The sequence below is a fragment of the Streptomyces purpureus genome (assembly GCF_014648195.1).
Taxonomy (GTDB): Bacteria; Actinomycetota; Actinomycetes; order Streptomycetales; family Streptomycetaceae; genus Streptomyces; species Streptomyces purpureus.
This window is the reverse complement of sequence record NZ_BMQQ01000015.1, coordinates 123,366-141,078: the sequence shown is the minus strand read 5'-3', so window position 1 is coordinate 141,078 and position 17,713 is coordinate 123,366. Positions and strand designations below refer to the sequence as shown.

Annotated in this window: 12 protein-coding genes; 4 read left to right on the top strand and 8 right to left on the bottom strand. The window is 71.9% G+C overall.

All coding sequences use genetic code 11. The features are described from left to right. Positions 1–2 precede the first annotated feature (2 nt). From IEZ01_RS20205 to pgfA, 6 genes are all read right to left on the bottom strand, one after another. The gene (locus tag IEZ01_RS20205) at positions 3–797 is read right to left on the bottom strand and encodes a class I SAM-dependent methyltransferase (protein ID WP_229833085.1); all 795 of its coding nucleotides are present in this window, start codon (positions 795–797) and stop codon (positions 3–5) included. Continuing rightward, positions 794–2,380 carry a condensation protein gene (locus IEZ01_RS20200; protein ID WP_189202956.1) on the bottom strand — a complete coding sequence of 529 codons (1,587 nt, stop codon included), beginning with the start codon at positions 2,378–2,380 and terminating at the stop codon, positions 794–796. Before IEZ01_RS20200 ends, IEZ01_RS20205 begins: the two co-directional genes overlap by 4 nt. After that, entirely contained in the window at positions 2,377–6,657 is a 4,281-nt protein-coding gene (locus IEZ01_RS20195; protein WP_189202954.1) for an alpha-(1->3)-arabinofuranosyltransferase domain-containing protein, read from the bottom strand. Before IEZ01_RS20195 ends, IEZ01_RS20200 begins: the two co-directional genes overlap by 4 nt. Before the next feature lie 22 nt (positions 6,658–6,679). Beyond that, on the bottom strand, positions 6,680–7,429 hold the full coding sequence (locus IEZ01_RS20190) for a class I SAM-dependent methyltransferase (protein ID WP_189202952.1): 750 nt from the start codon (positions 7,427–7,429) through the stop codon (positions 6,680–6,682). Further along, positions 7,422–8,663, bottom strand: a complete 1,242-nt coding sequence (locus IEZ01_RS20185; protein ID WP_189202950.1) for a glycosyltransferase family 4 protein — start codon at positions 8,661–8,663, stop codon at positions 7,422–7,424. Before IEZ01_RS20185 ends, IEZ01_RS20190 begins: the two co-directional genes overlap by 8 nt. A gap of 385 nt (positions 8,664–9,048) precedes the next feature. After that, complete coding sequence (gene pgfA, locus IEZ01_RS20180) at positions 9,049–10,005, bottom strand: cell envelope lipid trafficking protein PgfA (RefSeq protein WP_028797250.1); 957 nt, start codon at positions 10,003–10,005, stop codon at positions 9,049–9,051. A gap of 237 nt (positions 10,006–10,242) precedes the next feature. On the opposite strand from pgfA, the gene IEZ01_RS20175 reads away from it, so the two are divergent. Together IEZ01_RS20175 and IEZ01_RS20170 are read left to right on the top strand one after the other, a co-directional pair. Further along, positions 10,243–10,425, top strand: a complete 183-nt coding sequence (locus IEZ01_RS20175) for a hypothetical protein (RefSeq protein WP_019884419.1) — start codon at positions 10,243–10,245, stop codon at positions 10,423–10,425. Positions 10,426–10,513: 88 nt separating this feature from the next. Then, complete coding sequence (locus IEZ01_RS20170; RefSeq protein ID WP_189202948.1) at positions 10,514–11,701, top strand: PucR family transcriptional regulator; 1,188 nt, start codon at positions 10,514–10,516, stop codon at positions 11,699–11,701. A 139-nt stretch (positions 11,702–11,840) separates the two neighbouring features. Here the strand turns inward: IEZ01_RS20170 and IEZ01_RS20165 are convergent, their stop codons facing one another. Beyond that, on the bottom strand, positions 11,841–13,196 hold the full coding sequence (locus IEZ01_RS20165; protein WP_189202946.1) for a lipase family protein: 1,356 nt from the start codon (positions 13,194–13,196) through the stop codon (positions 11,841–11,843). 169 nt (positions 13,197–13,365) lie between these two features. Here IEZ01_RS20165 and IEZ01_RS20160 point away from each other — a divergent pair, with 169 nt between their 5' ends. Then, complete coding sequence (locus tag IEZ01_RS20160) at positions 13,366–14,649, top strand: PucR family transcriptional regulator (protein WP_189202944.1); 1,284 nt, start codon at positions 13,366–13,368, stop codon at positions 14,647–14,649. A gap of 22 nt (positions 14,650–14,671) precedes the next feature. Here the strand turns inward: IEZ01_RS20160 and IEZ01_RS20155 are convergent, their stop codons facing one another. Further along, the gene (locus IEZ01_RS20155; protein WP_189202991.1) at positions 14,672–15,253 is read right to left on the bottom strand and encodes a SixA phosphatase family protein; all 582 of its coding nucleotides are present in this window, start codon (positions 15,251–15,253) and stop codon (positions 14,672–14,674) included. A gap of 902 nt (positions 15,254–16,155) precedes the next feature. Between IEZ01_RS20155 and IEZ01_RS20150 the strand changes: the two genes are divergently transcribed. After that, positions 16,156–17,703 carry an FAD-binding oxidoreductase gene (locus tag IEZ01_RS20150; protein ID WP_158685646.1) on the top strand — a complete coding sequence of 516 codons (1,548 nt, stop codon included), beginning with the start codon at positions 16,156–16,158 and terminating at the stop codon, positions 17,701–17,703. Positions 17,704–17,713: the final 10 nt, after the last annotated feature.

The following is a 17,713-nucleotide window of genomic DNA, read 5'->3' as shown; positions in this document are numbered from 1 at the left end:
GGCTACACCTTTCTCGCATGCACGAGGAGGATGGAGGCGAGGGACGGCACCCCGCAGGCCAGGCGGTCCAGCGGGCGGAGCGGACGCGGCACTCCGTGGTACGGCGCACCGGCGACCGCCACCACCTCGAACCCGGACGCCGCCACGAACTCGCGCAGCGCGCGGGCCGTGTACAGCCTCAGATGGCCCACCACCTCCCTGCCCGGTCTGCCGTGGATGCGGCGCAGACTCACCTCGGAGAACACCGGCTGGACTCCGGCGAGCAGCAGAGCGCGGTTGTACCAGGCGGCGAGGTTCGGCGTCGAGAGCATCAGATGCCCACCGCGGCGCAGCACCCTGCGCAGTTCGTCGAGGGCACTGTCGGGGTCGACGAGGTGCTCGACGACCTCGCTGAACAGCACGGCGTCGGCACTGCCGGAGGCGAACGGCAGCCCACTGCCGGTCAGTTCGCCGCGGACGACCTGGTTCAGGCGCGGCGCCGCCCGGCGCAGCGCGTCCTGCGACCAGTCGATCCCCACGACGTGGTGCCCGGCCAGGACGCGGGCGGCGGTCGCGCCCGCCGAGCCGTCCCCGCAGCCGACGTCGAGCACGGTCGCGGCCGGGCGGCCGGGCCCGACGGGGCCGAGCGCATCGGCCAGCATCCGGGCCTGGCGCAGCGTACGGGCTTCCCCGGAGGCGACGGGAACGGTGGGGTTCTCGTAGAAGTCCCGCAGCCCGGGAACCGGCCGGCTCGGCGAAGTCACCGCCGCCTCGGGCGACTTCCCGGTTCCTGTGGAGCCGCTGGCGGAGAGGGTCATGACGGCCTCTTGTGGTTGTCCTGGGTGGAACGGGCTCCACCCGGTGTCGGGTCCGGACGCGGTGTGTCGCGGTGGTACGGCCCGCCCGGGCCCCGTGCGTGATCCCGGGCCGAAGACGCCTCGGCGTCCGTGGCGGTGGCGTCCACCTTCCGGATTCCGGCTCCCGGCCCCGCCCCTGGAGCATGCGCCCCGGTCGAGGTGAGAGACGTAGTCGAGAGCGACTCCTCGAACAAACCCACCAGGTCCGCACCGGCCGCCTCACCGAGCAGCGCCCGCGACCAGCGCAGCGTCACATGCAGTCGCCCGCCGGTGGAAGCCGCCGCCAGGCTCAGCCCGCGCGGCATCCGCGCCGGTGCGGAGAACCACACGGCCGTCGCCCGGCCGGCGTCGCCGAAGTCCAGCGCGTACGGCACGCGTCCGATGTTGGTGACCAGTGCCGTCGACGTCCAGGGCCCCGCCGCCCGCCGTGCGCCACGGGTGAGCACGCCCCGGATGCCGACCGGGAGCAGCGGTGCAGTCAGCAGACTCGCCCCGGCTCCCATGGGGGCGCCCTGGGCCGACTTCAGCGCGCGGGTGCGCCGAGCAGTGGTGCGCAGCAACCGGGCCACGGCCGCCGGGTCCGGCCGCTCACCGAGCAGGAGGTCCTTGTCGCGCGGGTCCTCGGAGGTCATGGCCACCTCGACGAGCCGGGTTCCGTTGCCCATCGGCATCTCCGTGCCGCGCGGCCGGTCGTCGACGGGCATCGTGATCCGTACCGGACCGGCCGGCCGGCCCTGCGAGACGTTCCAGCGGCCCACCATCAGTGACGCGGCGACCAGGAGTTGGTCGTTGACGGTCCAGGGCGGGAGGCCTCCGGTCCGCGCCACACGCCGCGGAACGGGCAGGTCCGCCTGCAGCATGCCGTTGCCCACGGCGCGGGCACGTACCGCCTCGGGGCGGGAGTCCGGTGCGACGCGTACGGGGCGCGCACGTACGGCGCGGCCGGTCCCGCTCGGAGCCGGACCCGAGCTCCCCGGCCGGACCCGCCCGGTGACCGGGAGGGCGTCCACGCCACCGTACTGTTCGGCGGTCGTGGCGAGCACTCGCAGCCCCGACGGCGCGTCGAGAGCCGTGTGATGCATCGTCAGCAGCAGCACGGTCCCGGTCTCGGTCGCGGTCCCGGAAGCCACGCTCGAAGACTCCGGGGCGACCTTCCCGCCGTCCACCTCGACGACTTCCAGGCGCATCGGCGGCGACAGGGTGAGCGGCGGGCAAGCGCTCAGCGCGCGGGCCCGGACCCTGGCCAACGCGTCGGCTCCCCGGCCCGCGAAGCTCACCGGGTCACTGTCCGGTTCGCCGGTCACCTCCCACGCGAAGGACCGCCGGTGCCGACGGCCGGGCACCTCCCGCATCAACACCCTGGGGTGCGTCAGCAGAGCCCGCCGGAACGCGGCCCGCAGCCGTGCGGGGTCCACCCGTCCGGGCAGGTGGACCTCGATGTGCACGCTCTCCGGTTCGTCGTCGCTGAGGCAGTGCCGCGACACCTCGTCGACGGTCGGAAAGGGGATCAGGACCCTGCCGACGGCGGTCCCCGGCGCGATCACGCGGGTCCACCGCCTTCCGGCCGACGGGGCCGCTCGGGCCAGTCGCCGGCGCTGGTGCCGCGCGGCTTGGCCGTGACCACCCGTCCGGCTTCCGCCCCGTCCGCGTCGCCGCCTTCGTCCGGGTCGACACGCCCACGCCCGGCGGCCACAGCCGCCGGCCTGGCCGCCGTCACCAGCGCGGCGGACAGGGCCACCAGCGCGAGCACCTGCGCCAAGCCGCTGAACGCGCCCGCCCCAGTGGCGACCGGCTCTCCGGCGCCGAAGGCCGCGACAAGGCCCGCTCCGGCCATCCCCGCCGCCGCGGTCGGCACCAGCACGGCCGGCCGGAACCGTGCCGCCACGGCGAGTGCGGGCACGATCAGGGCCAGTGGCCCCGCCGCCACCGCGACGACCGCGGTCAGCGCCAGCGTTCCGAGCAGCATCCCCGGGGGCGACGGTTCGGACAGCTCCTCGTCGGTCCCACCGTCGTGGCGTCGACGGCCCACGAAGGCCAGGGCGAGCAGGGCGACGAGCGCGAACGCACCGCCGATCAGGGCTGTCCGGTACGGCCCGGAGGGCTCGAACTCCATGGTCACCGTGCCGGACGCCCCGTCCGGGATCACCCACGCCTGCTGCCAGCCGTCGAGGCGTACCGGCTCCAGCTCCGTGCCGTTCAGGGTGGCCTTCCAGCCGTCGTTGGCGTTCTCGTACGTCCGCAGGTACGTGGCCTCCCCGGAGCCGGCCGTCACCGAGACGGTCCGGCTGTCGTCGGTCCACCGGGTGACGGTGGCCTCGCGACCCGCCGCTCCGGCCAGTTCCCGCGGAGTGCCCCGGGTCAGCGTGACGTCGGTGACCGCCAGCGGGCCCGCGTCACCCGCCTCCACCTCGTGGTCGCCGGACGGAAGTTCCAGGGTGCCGTCCTTCTCCTCCCCCGCGCAGAGGGCGACGGTGACGGGGCGCCGCTCGGTGAGGTCCCGGACGAGTCCGGAGGCCTTCGTCTTGTGCAGGACACCGCCCACTGCGAGGTCCGGGCCCTGACCGCACGGCAGCGAGAAGCGCGCGGACGGCTTCGGGCGCGGCACCCGCAGGTCGGCGAGTGCCGGAACGTGCACCTCGCTCAGCCCGACCGGCAGCTGCAACTGCGCGTTCGCCACCGGGTTGTGGACGGTGAGCGGGGCGACCCTGCTGATGGTGATGTCCAGCCGGTTCGTCTCGATCGCCGGGAAGCGGACCCGTCCGTTCTCGTCGACGTCGGCCACCGCGGCGCCGTGCGGCGAGCTGATCATCACCTGCTCGGGCCGGGTGGACACACCGCCCGCCGGCGCGAGGATGACCTCGTCGATCTTCCTCTTCTTGGGCCAGCTCAAGTGGACGACGGGCCGGTCGCCCGCGATCCACGCGGTCGTCAGATCACCGTCGACCAGGTTGCGGGCGCTGAGTTGTGTGCCGTTGGGGCTGATGGAGTCCACCTTGGCCGTCACCCGGTTCTTCGATCCGGGGGCGGAGCGGTCGAGCAGTTCGTCCAGCGCCGCTCCGGGCACGGCGACGGCTCGCGCCGACACCTCGTACTCGCCCGGTTCCCCGGTGCTGAACCGCCGGTGCAGTCCCACCTCGGCCGATACGGGCGACAGGCCGCCGGCGTCGGTGCCGCGGTGGAGGGAGTACACGCTCGCCGCCGCGTCGGTGCGCTCGGCGTCGGCAGGCAGCGCCAGCATGCGCGTCACCTGCACGTCCGGGATCGACACCTCGGAGAACCCGGCCCCGGAGAGGCCCGGGCGCGCCTGCTGCGCGGCGACGATGGTGATCTTCATCCAGGAGGCCTCGCCGGCAGGAGCCTTGACGGTCTGCGGCAGGCCGTTCGTCTGGAGGGGGCTGTCGGCCGAACCACGGTCGGTCTCGATCCGTACCCGGGTGGGCGCCGCGCGCATCGAGTCGCCCGGCAGGGGCGTGAGTTGGATGGAGGCCGGGACGGCGGTCGGCCGGGAGAACTCCACCCTGAGCCACTGTCCGGCCGGCTCGCCCGGGCTGCCCTCGGCCCACGCGGTGTCCGGGTTGCCGTCGAAGGCGTTCACCGGGTCGTACTGCGGCAGGTGGAACAGCCAGTTCCCACTGCTGGAGGCCGTCACGGCCTCGGCGCCCCGCAGCACCGCCGTCGTCTGATGATCGATGCCCTCCGACGGCAGGATCTGCTTGGGCTTCTCACCTGGGTTCTGCAGGCTGCCGGAGTGATTGCGCTCGTTCGCGGTGTACGTGTACGAGGTGTTGTTGTTGACCAGGCCGAACCGGGTGTCGGCTCGACGCAGCCCGTCCGCGACCGCCTTCACCGGTGCGACGAGGCCCTCGGGAAGCCTGTCGCCGGCCAGTACGGCCGGCCGCTCGGTCATCGAGGGATCGGCGGACAGCTGGAGCAGCGCCTCGGGTCCGCCACTGATCACGGCCGTGTCGGCCACGGCCGAGAGACCGACCCTGTCGGGCCGCGCGTCGCGGTCCTGCGGCTCGTAGATCTCCACGGCCTGGAGCCGCGGGTAGAGCCCCTGCACCTGGAGCGGGGTGTCGGCGGCGATGCGACCGCCGGTCACCAGCGGACCGAACCCGGTGACCTTGCGGTAGCCGGACGACTCCAGGGTCCGCTTCACCGTCTGCGGCGGGACATAGCCGATCTGGTCGGGGTCGAGGTCGTTGCGGACGACCACCTCGTGCATACCGGCCCGTGCCAGGTACGGCTGAAGGCCCGGAACCTCGGAGCCCGACAGCAGCGCCTGCTCCACGGCGTCCGTCATACGACGTGCGCCGGGAGTACCGAAGGGGACGAAGTCACGCTGCGCCCAGGGGGTCTCGGCCAGTACGTCGAAGGGCTGGTCGATGGGGGATCCCCAGGTGTAGATGCCGTGCGCCGTCGCCGGTACGACCAGTGCCCGGCTGTTCGGGGCGTTGGCCTTGAGCCAGTCGGCGGCCTCGTCCCAGTGGGTGGGAAGTCTGGTGAACGCCCCGGGCTGCAGGATCGAGCCGTTGACGTACGGCAGCGCCAGACCCGGCAGGACCAGCACGGCCACGGTCGCGGGTACCCAGCGGCGACCGCGTAGTGCGCGAGACCCCCGGCTCTCGGACAGCACGGCTGTCAGATGGGCCAGTCCGAGGGCGAGCGCGAGGGCGAGGCCCGGCTGGAACTTGTAGATGTTGCGGAACGGCTTCAGCGGCCCGTCCAGCCAGTCCTGGACGACACCATGAAGCGGACCGCCGAAGGCTCCGCCGTACCCGGCGAGCGCGACCAGGACGACGGCCAGGACGGTCAGCATCAGCCAGCGGCGCTCCGGCAGGTCCCGCCGGGCCAGGCCCGCAAGCCCAAGCGCCGCGGCGAACGCCGAACCGAGAACGGTGACGACGGAGGTCGCGACGGTCCAGCCGGCCGGCAGCCACGCCTCACCGAAGTTCAGATACGCCACCCAGTTGCCGGCGCCGCGCAGCAGCTCGGTCGCGGACATGGTGGCGGTGGTGGTGTCGGCCTGCTCCACGTACGGCATGAAGTTCTCGCCGTACATGCCGAGCAGGAGCAGCGGCACCACCCACCACACGGTGGCCAGGACGACGCCCGGTATCCACCAGCCGAGCAGCGCCCGCCAGCGCCGGCCGGGCGGGCGGCTGAGCAGGTACAGGCCCACGGGCAGCAGCGCCGCCAGTGTCGAGGCGGCGTTCACGCCGCCCATGAGGGGGATCAGCAGGGCCGAGCGCGCGGCGGCCGTACGGGGGCTCGACTTCGCGGATGTCAGCGGCAGCAGCACCCAGGGCAGCAGGGCACCGGGCAGCGCGGCGGCGGAGGTCGATCCGATGACGATCGTGAAGGTGGGCCACAGCGCGTAGACGACGGCACCGAGGACACGGGACGCGGGCGTCCCCACGCTCAGCCGTTCGGCGAGCCTGAGCGCGCCCCAGAAGGCGGCGGTCACGATGATCGACAGCCAGAGCCGTTCGGCCAGCCACACCGGCACCTGGAGCAGGTCCATGAGCGCGTAGTAGGGCAGCGCCGGAAAGGCGTAGCCGACGTACTGGTTGGCTATGCCGCCGAGGCCCACGTTGCCGTTCCACAGCGAACCGAGGTCGCCGATGAAACGCCAGGGGTCGAGGGCGACGCCGAGTTTGGTCTCGAACGTCATCTTCCCCGGTGACACCGCGAGGAACGACACCAGCACGACGGCCCAGAAGCCGAACAGCAGGCGTCGTCCGCGCGGTTCGCCGGACGCCTGCGACGGCGTCGGGCCGGGCTGCGGCACCCAGGTGGGCGCCTGGACCGTGGTGGTCATGACCGTTCCTCGCTTCGCATGCTCATGGGCTTCGCCTGAGAATCAGCAGCAGATTCCAGGTGGCGATCTCGCGGAGTCCCGGCACCCGGGTGATCGTGCTCGCGAGGAACGGCCAGTAACGGGAGCGCGCCGTGACGACCTGCACGTCGTCGCGGCCGCGGACGTGCCGAAGGGTGGGGCCGATGTGGACGGGGAAGAGGTTCTCGCCGAGCGTGTGCTTGGCCTGGCGGCCGGTGCGCCGTTCGTAGCGTTCGCGGGCCCGGTCGGCCCCGAGGTAGTGCCACGGCGCGGTCTCGTGGCCTCCCCAGGGGGAGAGCCAGTTGGTGAACGACAGGTAGATCAGCCCGCCGGGGCGGGTGACCCGTGCCATCTCGCTGATGAAGGTCTGCGGGTCCGCCACGTGCTCCAGCACGTTGGACGAGAAACAGACGTCCGCCGCCCCGTCGGCGAGCGGCAGCAGATATCCGTCGGCGAGCACCGCGTCCTCGGTGACCGGGCCGCGGGCGCTCAGCTCCCGCAGGTCGGGCTCGAAGAGGTAGCTCTGCGCGCCACGGCGGCGGAACTCCTCGGTGAAGTGGCCGCTGCCGCCGCCGACGTCGACGACGATCTTGCCGGCCAGGTCGACATGGCGTGCCACCTGTGCGACCGAGTCGCGGGCCAGCAGGGTGTAGCACCGCTCGGGGTCGCTGAGCTCGCGCATGAACGCCCGGAAGAGGGCGGCCGACCGTCTCAGCGACGGATCCCTGAATCCACGTTCGGCGATCTCAGCCATGGCCGCTCCTGCCGCGTCCCTGGAGGGCGGCGCGGGCCGCGGCCTCGGCGGCGACCTCCTGGAACTGACGGACCGTCGCGCTCCAGCGGAAGCGTGTGGCGCGCTGCGCGGCGGCACGTCCCATGGCCGCGCGCCGTTCGGTACTGAGGGACAGGGCGCACCACGCGGCGGCGAACGAACTCTCGCCCCGGGCGAGCACCCCGGTCTCCCCGTCCTCGATGGAGTCGCACAGGCCGGGGATGTCGAAACCGATCGCGGGGGTGCCCCGAGCGGCCGCCTCGGTGACGACCAGGCCCCAGCCCTCGACGAGGGAGGGGTGCAGCAGGAGCCACGCCTCGCACATCAGCCGGTGCTTCTCGGCCTCCGACACCCGTCCGGCGAACGTCACGGCGGGGCCGGCCATGGCTTCGAGCCGCTCCCGTTCGGGGCCGTCGCCCACGATGACGAGTCGGCCGCCGGTGACGGGGCGGACCCGCTCCCACAGCCTGAGGAGCAGGTCGATGCGCTTGTACTCGACCAGTCGGCCGACTGCCAGGAACAGCGGCTCCTTCGCCTCGGGGAGCGGCGGGCCGGGGTCCTCGACACCGTTGTGGACGATCCGGATGCGGTCCGCGGCCACGCCGATGCCGCGCAGCTCGGAGGCGGTCGACTCGGAGACGGCCACCATCAGGTTGTCGCGGTGCGTGCCTGCCAGTGCCCAGTGCTCCAGCCTGCGTCCGAGCCGTGCCGCCGGACCCGGGTAGCGCATCTGCCAAAGATCGGTGTGCACGTGGTTGACCAGGCACAACGTCGGTCCGCGGTGCCACAGCGGCGCCAGGTACGGCATGCCGTTGCACACCTCGACCAGCAGGTCGCAGTCGCCGACCTCGCGGGCGAAGGTCCCCCTGGCGCGCAGGAAGTGACCTGCGTCACCCCCCGCGGAGACCACCCGGTAGTCGCGTGCGGCGGCAGGGCCGCCGCATACGAGCGTGACCTCGTGGCCGCCGGCGGTCAGACCGTCGGCGATCCGGTCGATGAGCAGTTCCGAGCCGCCGGCGGCACGGTTGGCCACGTCGCGGCGGGCGAGGAAGGTGATCCGGCGCGGCAGAGGCGCCTGGGGGGATGCGAGGTGCGGGTCGGCGGCGGGCGAGTCGGCGACCGGGCTGCCGGTGAGGGCTTGAGCGGGAAGGGCTTGAGCGGGAAGGGAGAGGGAGTCCTTCTGGCCGGAGGCCAAGGCGGACGCGCGCTGGGGCATAGAGGTGCTCCAACTCGGGGGCTGCGGGACGCAGGCGGGTGGGGGGACGGCCGGGCTTCCGGGGATGAAGCGCTGGGCTGGCTCGGTGTGCGCGTACAGCGGGGTGCGAGGTACAGCGGGGTGCGAGGTACAGCGGGGTGCGAGGTACAGCGGGGTGCGAGGTACAGCGGGTTGCGGGGTACAGCGGGTTGCGGGTGCTGCGGTGCCGGACCTGGACGTGAGGGTGTCCTGTCCGACACCAGTACGGCGGGAGACCCTGAGGTCAGAGCCGGTTCCACCGGGAAACACTGGTCTTACTGAGGGGTAACGTCAGTGTTCGTTCAAGCGATTCGTCCGGCTACTCACGCCGGTGACAAGTTCGAGCCGTTCGACGAACCCTGTTTCATCACTCTTCTGAGTGTTGCGGCTGTCGGCGGCCCCGCATCAGCAGCACCGCGCCTGCGGCGACCAGCAGACCTCCCGCGATCCCGCCCGCCAGGGGCGCGGTCTCGCCGAGCAGCTCCAGCCGGCCACTGTCCTCGGAGGCCAGCTTCACCTGCTCACGCCGGGTCGCCTCGGTGAACTCCAGCCGCTCGCTGGACAGCAGGGTGACCGCGTCCTTCTTCGAGCCAGGGGCCCGCAGTGTCTTCGTCGGCGCGATCAGCGCGTTCATGATCCGCCCCGTTCGGGGGTCCACGGTCAGCTCGATCCTCGCGTTGGAGTACCACTCCTCGGCCAGCACCTGTCCCGGCTTCTTGCTGCCCACCAGCACGCCGGGCACCAGCCGGGTGCCCGTCGCGGTGGCCTCGACGGCACCGACGAAGCGGTAGCCCTCGTGCCCGTCGATCCTGGTGACCTTGTCGAACGCCAGCGGCACCGTGGCACCCAGACTGCTGTCCCACCAGGCGTACGTGCGCTTCTCGACATCGAACGGAAACTTCAGGTACGCCTCACCCTCGAACCCTGGCTTCTCCTCGCAGCAGTGCACCGGGAGGTTCGTCCGGCGGTCGGTCACCCAGCGTTCGGTGGTCCACTGCAGGGATTTCCGCGGGTCGGCCAGCGGCAGCGTCTTCGGCGTGTCGATCTGGGTCGACACGTCCCAGATCGCGTTTCCGCTGCGCTCACCGGCGGCGACATCTCCGAGCACCCGGCGGGTGATCGTGATCGTCTGGTCGTCCACCGTGGAAACGGACCCGGTGTCGAAGTAGCTGCCCCGGCCTTCGAAGACCGTCGTGGAGACCGTATCGGTCGGCGTGCGTTTGGCGCGCGGCTCCACGTACCAGGCGAGCAGTTGGGTGAGCACCAGCAGAAAGACACCGGCACCCAGCAGAATCAGGGACAAAGGTGATATTGAACGACGCATTCTGGTACTCCGATACGGACGCGAGATGCGGGAGTTCAGGGCGGTGCGGGACGGGCCGCGCGCACGGATCACAGCCTGTCCGGGGCGACGAGCGACTTACCCGGTAGTAACACTGCTGTGAACGGCGAAGCTAGGTGGAGCTTGACCACCTGTCAATGCGCCTCTCATACTGACCGCGCCGGACCGGGCCGGCGCGCTGGGTGACAGACCTCATCGACTGAGAGGCCGATCATCCTCATGTCCAGACTGCTCGCCGCCCTCCTGACCTGCGTCGCCGCCGCCGCTCTGGCCACAGGCGCCGCCTTCGGAATCGTCGCCGCTCTCGACGCCGCACCCGAGCAGCAGAACGTGCCGCTCGTCACATTCCCCGACCCGCCCGCCCAAGGGTCCTCCAGCACACCTGACCCCGGCGCGGGCTAGTTTGTGACTGTGAAGGCCCGGCTGACCGAGCTCATGAAGACGGACATCCAGGAGCGGTGGTTTGGAAGCCTCGTCAGCGTGGCGCGACGTGCCACAAGAACGGATTCAGCAGTTCGCCGACCGGGCCCTGGAGCAGGTCCCCGAGCTGGCACAGGACATCCTCGCCGCGATCCGGCGGGAGTACCCGGGCCTCGTGTTCAGGGTCGACGAGTCCGGAGAGCCGAAGGCCCTGGTGGCGATCCGGCACGCGCTGGAGCTCTTCGTCGAGCAGATGACCACGGGCTCGGACCGGCCGAGCGAACTTCCCGAGATGTTCCGGGACTTCGGGCGCGGCGAGGTCGCTCACGGGCGCAGCCTGGACTCCCTGCAGGGGATCTACCGGCTGGGCGTGCGCCTTTCCTGGCGGCGCATGGCGGAGATCGGCCAGCAGGCCGAGATTCCGTCCTCGGCCATGTACGAGCTCGCCGAGTCCGCTTTCGAGTACCTCGACGTGATGGTGGCCCAGTCGGTACGCGGCTACGCCGAAGCCATCGCCCGCCAGGCCGGCGAGCGGCTGCGTCTGCAACGTCTGCTCGTCGATCTCCTGCTCGCCGAGCGCCGCTCGGATCCGTCCGCCTTCCTCGCCGACCGCGCGGCCGACGTGGGCTGGCAGCTGCCCGAGAAGGTGGCGGTGGCCGTGCTGCTTCGCCCCGCCGCGGAGGCTGTCGCCCCTGCCGTGGGAGAGGAGGTGCTGGTCGACATGGAGGGCGAGCGGCCACGCCTCGTCGTGCCGGACCCGGACACCCCCGGACGCGCGGAGTTGCTGGACCGGGCGGTCGCCGGCTGGTCCGGCGCGATCGGCCCGTCGGTTCCCGTGGCGGAGGCCACCACGTCGCTGCGGTGGGCCGAGGCCGCCGTGGGGATGATCGAGCAGGGCCTGCTGCCGCGAGGGCGGCTGCTGCACTGCGGCGAGCACGTCGAAGCCCTGGTACTGCTGCCCGCGAGCGAGTTGATCGACGATCTTGCCCGGCGGAGACTGGCGCAGCTGGACGAGTCCGGTGGCCCGGCGCACGCCCACCGCCTCGCCGAGACGCTGCTGGCCTGGCTGGAAACGCGCGGGGGTGCCCCGGAGGTGGCCGCCCGGCTGGGGGTCCACCCACAGACCGTGCGCTACCGGCTGCGACAGCTCCGTGAGCTGTGGGGCGACGACCTGGACGACCCGGACCGCCGCTTCGAGCTGGAGCTGGTGCTCCGTACCCGGCGGCTGCGCGGAGATCTCGTCCCGCCGCCCGACTGACCTCGGGGGCGAGGCAGACGTACCGCCCGACACCCCGAACCCGGCGTACCGCCTCGTGCCTGACGTTCGGCGCGCCGTCGTGTCCGGCCGCCTCACCCGGTCCTGCCGCGCGAATCCGCGCGGCAGGACCACACGCGGGTCAGGACAGCGGCGTCGGCTCCTCCGGTGCCAGCGAGTTGCCTGCGGGGATGCGGCCGCAGTCGGACGGAGCCGTCCGACCCGCGAAGCGGTCGTCGAGCCAGTCCATCGCGAGAGGGGCCCAGACGACGGGCACGCCCACGTGGCTGAGCAGCTCGTACTGCCGGTACGTGATGGCGGAGTTGCCGGTGGCGCAGTACTGCCGCGCGAGCGCGCGCACGTCCCCGGCGACCATGACACCGTCGCCCGTGCCGATCCCCCGGTGGTTGCTGAAGGTGCCCTCCAGGACGCCCCCGTCGCCCTGGGCGATGAACCCCGGGACCGTCGGCGTGGCGGCGGAGCCGAGGTTGATCCGGTTCACCGCCGTGACGAGGTCGGGAACCGAGTTGATGTTCTCGTACCCGGGTTTCGCCATCTTCTTCCAGGTCAGACCCGGATAGTGGCCGAGGGCATCGATGATGGAGCCCTTCTCCAGCTCCGCGTACACCTTCAGGCCGTAGCTGTTCAGGTAGGGCTTGACGTCGATGTCGAAAGAGCGGGAGACGCCGATGATCGCCATCGGAATGACGCCCGACCACGAGAGGGAGCCGTCCACGTACTTCAGGTTGTGCGCCGGGGTCACGAGCAGACCGCCCTCGGCGAAGCCGACCAGCTTCCGGTTCACGTCGGGCGCGTACGACGGTGCCAGCGCGGCCGCCCAGTTCGTGGCGATGGCGCCGCCCGAGTAGCCCATGAGACCGAACCTGGTGTTGTCGCTGAGCCCCGTCTCCGCAGACCTGGTCGCGGCACGGATCGAGTCCAGGGTGTTGGTCCCGTACTCGGGTCCCGCGGCGAAGGCGGCGCGCTGTCCCTGGGTGTCCGGGATGACGAGGGTGTAGCCCTTCGCCAGCAGCGGCGCCATGAAGACGGCCTCGACGTTGGGGATCACGCCGCCGAGGGTGAGGTTGCCGGCGATGGCGCGGGACGGCCCGTCCTCCGGGGTCAGCGAGTCGTAGAACGACTGGTAGGACACGGCCTTGCTGCCGTCACCCGTGAGACTGCGCACCACCGTGGTCACGTTGGCGGCCGGGCGTCCCTGGGCATCGGTGCTGCGGTGGAGCAGCTGGATCGCCTTCAGCGGCGTGGGAATGCCGACGAGGTGGTACTGGAGCGTCCGCGTCTTCAGCACGGCGCCCGGGGCGAACGACGACAGCGGCTCGCTGCCGTCGTAGGTGTAGAACGGGTCGCTCGCGGCGGGTGTAGCCGTGGCCGTGGTCGCAGCCGGCGTGGACGCGGCGGCGGTGGCCGCCGGAGCGACGGTCATGGCCGCCGCGGTGACGACAGCGACGGGGATCAGACGAACGGCTGTCCTGGACAAGGCGTCCTCGATTCGTGAGTGGGGGGCGACGCGCCGGTGGGCGGCACCTGGCAATTCACCGGCCTGACGTGTTACCAACCAGTAGGAGATGTCCCGGAAACATGATGACGGCGGTGCGCCGTCGCGCGCCCAGGGCGGGCAACAGAGATTTGCGAGGTGGATTGTGACCGTGTCCAACGCCGCGGCTCGCGACTCGGCGCCGCGCTTCGGCGGCGTTCCGGTATACGAGCGGCTCCAGGCCGCCGCCGGTGCACTGGAGCGCGCGGTCATGGTCCGGCTCGTCGAACGGCTGCCCGTCTACGGAAGGTTGCCGCCGGAACAGCTCGGCAGCGACATCGCCAAGCAGGTGACCCGCGGCATCCGATGCTTCGCCGAAATGGTGCGCACCGGGGATTTGCCGGATCAGGCGGAGCAGACGGCGATCCGCGAGTCGTCGGCCCGGCGTGCCGACGAGGGAGTGCCGCTGGAGGCCGTGGTGGGCGCCTATCACATCGGTGCGGAGGAGTGCGCAGCCCACGTCTTTCCGGCCGCCGAACCGGGCGACCTGAGCGACCTGTTGCTGGTCCAGCGTCACATGCTCACGTATCTCAGACTGGTGAGCTGCGAAGTCGCCGCCGGGTACGTGCAGGAGCGGCAGACGGCTCTGAGCGACGAGCAGGTCGCCCTGCAGTCGCTGCTGTCCAGACTCCTCGAAGGCGGCAGCCCCCAGGCCGCGGCCGACCGCGCCGGCGTCCGGCTGCCGCCCTGCTACCTGGTGCTGAGCATCTCCGTGGGACGGCATCCGGACGAGCTGGTGCCCGGCGTGGACCACGCGGTCGCATCACGCCGCAAACTCCGGCGGCTGCGCAACGAACTGCAGCGCCAGACGGTGGGAGTGCCGCTGTCCGTGCTGTCAGGTGGCGGAGGGCTGATCCTCATCCCGCACAAGGCGCCGGCCGCCGACTTCGGCCCTGCCGACCGGGACCGGCTGTCCCAACTGGTCGTGGAACTGGGCCGGATGTGCGGCGCGGAGGTGCTTGCCGCGGCGGCCGCCGCGCCACCGGAGGGCGTCGCGGACGCCGCCCGGCTTGCGGGCGAGATACGTGAGGTGGCCGAGGCTTCCGGCCACGAGCCGGGGCTGTACCTGCTCGACGACGTGCTGCTCGAATACCAGCTGAGCCGTCCGAGCCCTGCCAGGGAAGGGCTCGCCGCGCTGCTCGACCCGCTGGACACACGCCCGGAACTGCTCACCACCCTGCGCACCTTCCTCGCCTGCAGTCTCGACCGGCGCCGGGCCGCGGCTCGGCTCCAGGTCCACCCGAACACGGTGGACTACCGCCTGCGCAAGGCGACGGATCTCACCGGCCTTGACGCGTCCCGCGGCGCCGACCTGGTCACGCTGCACGCCGCGCTCGCCGCCCATGACGCGGTACGGCGCGGCGACCCCGGCGTAGCCCCCTCGCGCCAGGCCTGAACGCCCCTGCCTTCGACCCGGCTCACCGCTTCCCACGCGGGACCGCGAGGTCGGTCAGAAGCGCGGTGCCGGGCGCGAAGTCGGCCCATGCGCCGCGCCGTGTCAGCACGGCGATGGCCGAGGTGGGGAACTTGGCCTCCACGCGCTGCAGTGTGTCGTCGAGCGTCTCGCCGACCAGCAGCAGGACCAGCTCCTGCAGGCCCGGGTTGTGCCCGATCAACAGCAACGTCCCCACATCGTCCGGCACTTCGCGTACGAGGTCGAGAAGGCTCTGACTGTCCGCCGCATAGACGCGCCGGTCGTGGCGTGCGGGCGGCGTGCCGGGCATCTCGGCGGCGGCCAGCTCCCAGGTCGAGCGCGCTCTGCGGGCGGTGGAGCACAGAACGAGTTCGGGCAGGCAGTCGGCATCCCTCAGCCAGCGGCCGGCCGCCGGGGCGTCGCGCAGACCTCGCGGACCGAGGGGGCGGTCATGGTCGGGCACACCCTCGGGCCATGCGCTCTTGGCGTGCCGCAGAACGACCAGCCGCCGCAGCGGAAGGGCGGTTTCGCGGGCGGTTTCCACCTTCTCGACAGTACGCGGCACAGCCGAGCCGCGGCCCGGCATCGCGCGTACAGCGCCGCTATCCAAGGAACGACAACCGCACCCGGCGCTCCGGGTTGTCCTTGTTCGTGTCCGCCAACCTCCGCAAGGACAACCTTCAGCGTACGTCGAGGAGCGGACCGGGTCCTGTCCGACGCCTGCGGTCCGAACCGAGTTGCCGACCAGCTCGGACAGCTCTCACTGAGCCTGCCCTGACCAGCCAGATAGCTGTGCACCCCCGCACCCGGCTGGATGAACAGCGGCTCGGGCAGGCCGTCGGCCGTCAGCTCCGGGGCGGCCGCCCCCCGGCCCTCGGGCGTGATGCCGAAGCTGAGCTTGCCCATCGAGCCAGTCCGCAATTCCACCCCTGCCGGGCGGACCGTCACCACCCGGTCCGCGAAGTTGAGCAGGCAGGCCGAGGCATGGCGACGGGGACGCAGCCGCACCGGGTGGTTCGGGGCCAGCGCACCAGTGGCGTCGGTCAGGGTCACGTCGACCAGGTACTGGGTGAGCTCGTAGGAGGCCACATCCGGAACCCGCACATCAGTCGAGCGCCACACTCCGGTCACCGGGTCCTGGGCGTCCATCCGCAGGCCGCGATGGCCGCCGACCCAGCAGAACAGCATCGGCATGTCGGCCGGCTCGGCGCTGGTGGCGAGCCGGTGACATGTCGGTACGCCACCAGGTCGGCGTACGCCCGGCTCGCTCGACCGCGCGCGAGTTCCGGACCGAGCCACCGCGGCCCACCGGTACGTCGCGGCCCACGGGCGGCATCTCGCTCCGTTCGTATGAACCACGAGCGCGTCCGGGTGTCACGGCCGGTGCCTGCCCCCCTGCGCCCTCATCGTGGGTCCGGGCCGCCGACCAGGGCCTCTGCCGCTCCGATCCGCTGTCCGGTGCCTGAGCCCACGACGAAGGGGTACACCGTGAATCCCGGCCGACGACAACTACTGCGCTCCGGAGCGGCCGTCGCGGCCGCCGGAAGCCTGATCGGGCTGGGCTCCGGCGCCCGCTGGGCCACCGCCCGCCCCCGCTCGCAGGCGCCCGCCGCCCGGCCACCCTTCACGAGAGAGGACGTCGAGCCGGGCGCGTGGCGCGAACTGAGGCGCAGCCTGAGCCCCGCCGCCGCTCTGTACCGCCCGGGCGCCCCGGAGTACGCGACACGGGCGGCACCCGACAACCAGCGTTACGCGTCCGTCCGCCCGGCAGGTGTCCTCGCCTGCGCGACCGAGGAGGACGTCGCCACCGCGATGCGGTGGTGCGCCAAACACCATGTGCCCTTCGTACCTCGCTCCGGCGGCCACAACTATGCGGGCTACTCCACCGGCCCTGGCCTCGTGATCGGCCTGCGCGCACTGAAGGAGGTGGTCCCGCAGGGGCGGCGGCTGCGCCTGGGCGGCGGCGCCACGAACTCGGACGTGTACGCGGCCCGTGAGTTCGACCTGTACTTCCCCGGCGGGCGCTGCCCGGGAGTGGGCGTCGCCGGGCTCACCCTGGGCGGCGGGCTCGGTTTCAACGACCGTAAGTGGGGCCTGACCTGCGACCGGCTCACCGAGACCCGTGTCGTCCTCGCCGATGGCACGGTGGTTCGCGCGGCCGACGACGAGAACGCCGACCTGTTCTGGGCCTGCCGGGGCGGGGCGGGCGGCAATTTCGGCATCAACACCGGCTTCGTCTTCGACGCCGTGCGTGTCGGCCGGCTGCGCGCCACCGTCTTCGACGTGACCTTCGGCCTGGACGCGGGCGTCAAGGTGATGGAGGAGCTGCGGTACGTCCTCGACGGGGACCGCCATCACGACTTCGACGTACGGATCGGCTTCAAGCACGCCGGCGACGGCACGACGTCGCTCTGGCTCCTCGGGCAGCGGCTCGGCGACGCGGACAGCCTGCGACGCCTGCTCGGGCCCCTTCTGCACCTGCGTCCGACGCGGACCGTCATCGAGGAACACGGATTCTGGTCCGCGCAGAACCGCCTGATGGAAACACCTGGAGCCAAGGACGCCTACGCCTCCAAGTCCCTCGTCCCCGACCGGTGGCCCGGTCCGGACACCGTGGCAGCGGTCGGTGACTGGGTACGCGGCTGGCAGCCCGGACCCGGCCGGGCCACCGGTTACATCACCCTCTTCGCCATGGGGGGCGAGAGCGCCGCGCCCCACCCGTACGAGACGGCCTACCCGCACCGCCGAGCGACGTTCGTCATCGACATCGGCACCCACTGGAAGCCCGGCACCCCGCATTCCGAGGTGCGCGCGCTCCTGGAACAGACCCGCGCCGCCCACCACATGCTCGGCCGCCGTCTGTCCACCCGCGCTGCCTACGTCAACTTCCCCGACCCGGACCTGCACGACTGGCAGCACGCCTACTACGGCCCGAACTACGACCGCCTGGTCGCCGTCAAACGCCGGTACGACCCCGAGGGCCTGTTCCGCTATCAGCAGGCCGTGGGCTGGGACGGCGCCATTCCGCGGGTGTGAGCGACAGCAC

Excerpts from the sequence above, each read along its gene's own strand:
- IEZ01_RS20205 (WP_229833085.1), bottom strand. The coding sequence starts at position 797 with ATGACCCTCTCCGCCAGCGGCTCCACAGGAACCGGGAAGTCGCCCGAG.
- IEZ01_RS20195 (WP_189202954.1), bottom strand. The coding sequence starts at position 6,657 with ATGACCACCACGGTCCAGGCGCCCACCTGGGTGCCGCAGCCCGGCCCG.
- IEZ01_RS20190 (WP_189202952.1), bottom strand. The coding sequence starts at position 7,429 with ATGGCTGAGATCGCCGAACGTGGATTCAGGGATCCGTCGCTGAGACGG.
- IEZ01_RS20185 (WP_189202950.1), bottom strand. The coding sequence starts at position 8,663 with ATGCCCCAGCGCGCGTCCGCCTTGGCCTCCGGCCAGAAGGACTCCCTC.
- pgfA (WP_028797250.1), bottom strand. The coding sequence starts at position 10,005 with ATGCGTCGTTCAATATCACCTTTGTCCCTGATTCTGCTGGGTGCCGGT.
- IEZ01_RS20175 (WP_019884419.1), top strand. The coding sequence starts at position 10,243 with ATGTCCAGACTGCTCGCCGCCCTCCTGACCTGCGTCGCCGCCGCCGCT.
- IEZ01_RS20155 (WP_189202991.1), bottom strand. The coding sequence starts at position 15,253 with ATGCCGGGCCGCGGCTCGGCTGTGCCGCGTACTGTCGAGAAGGTGGAA.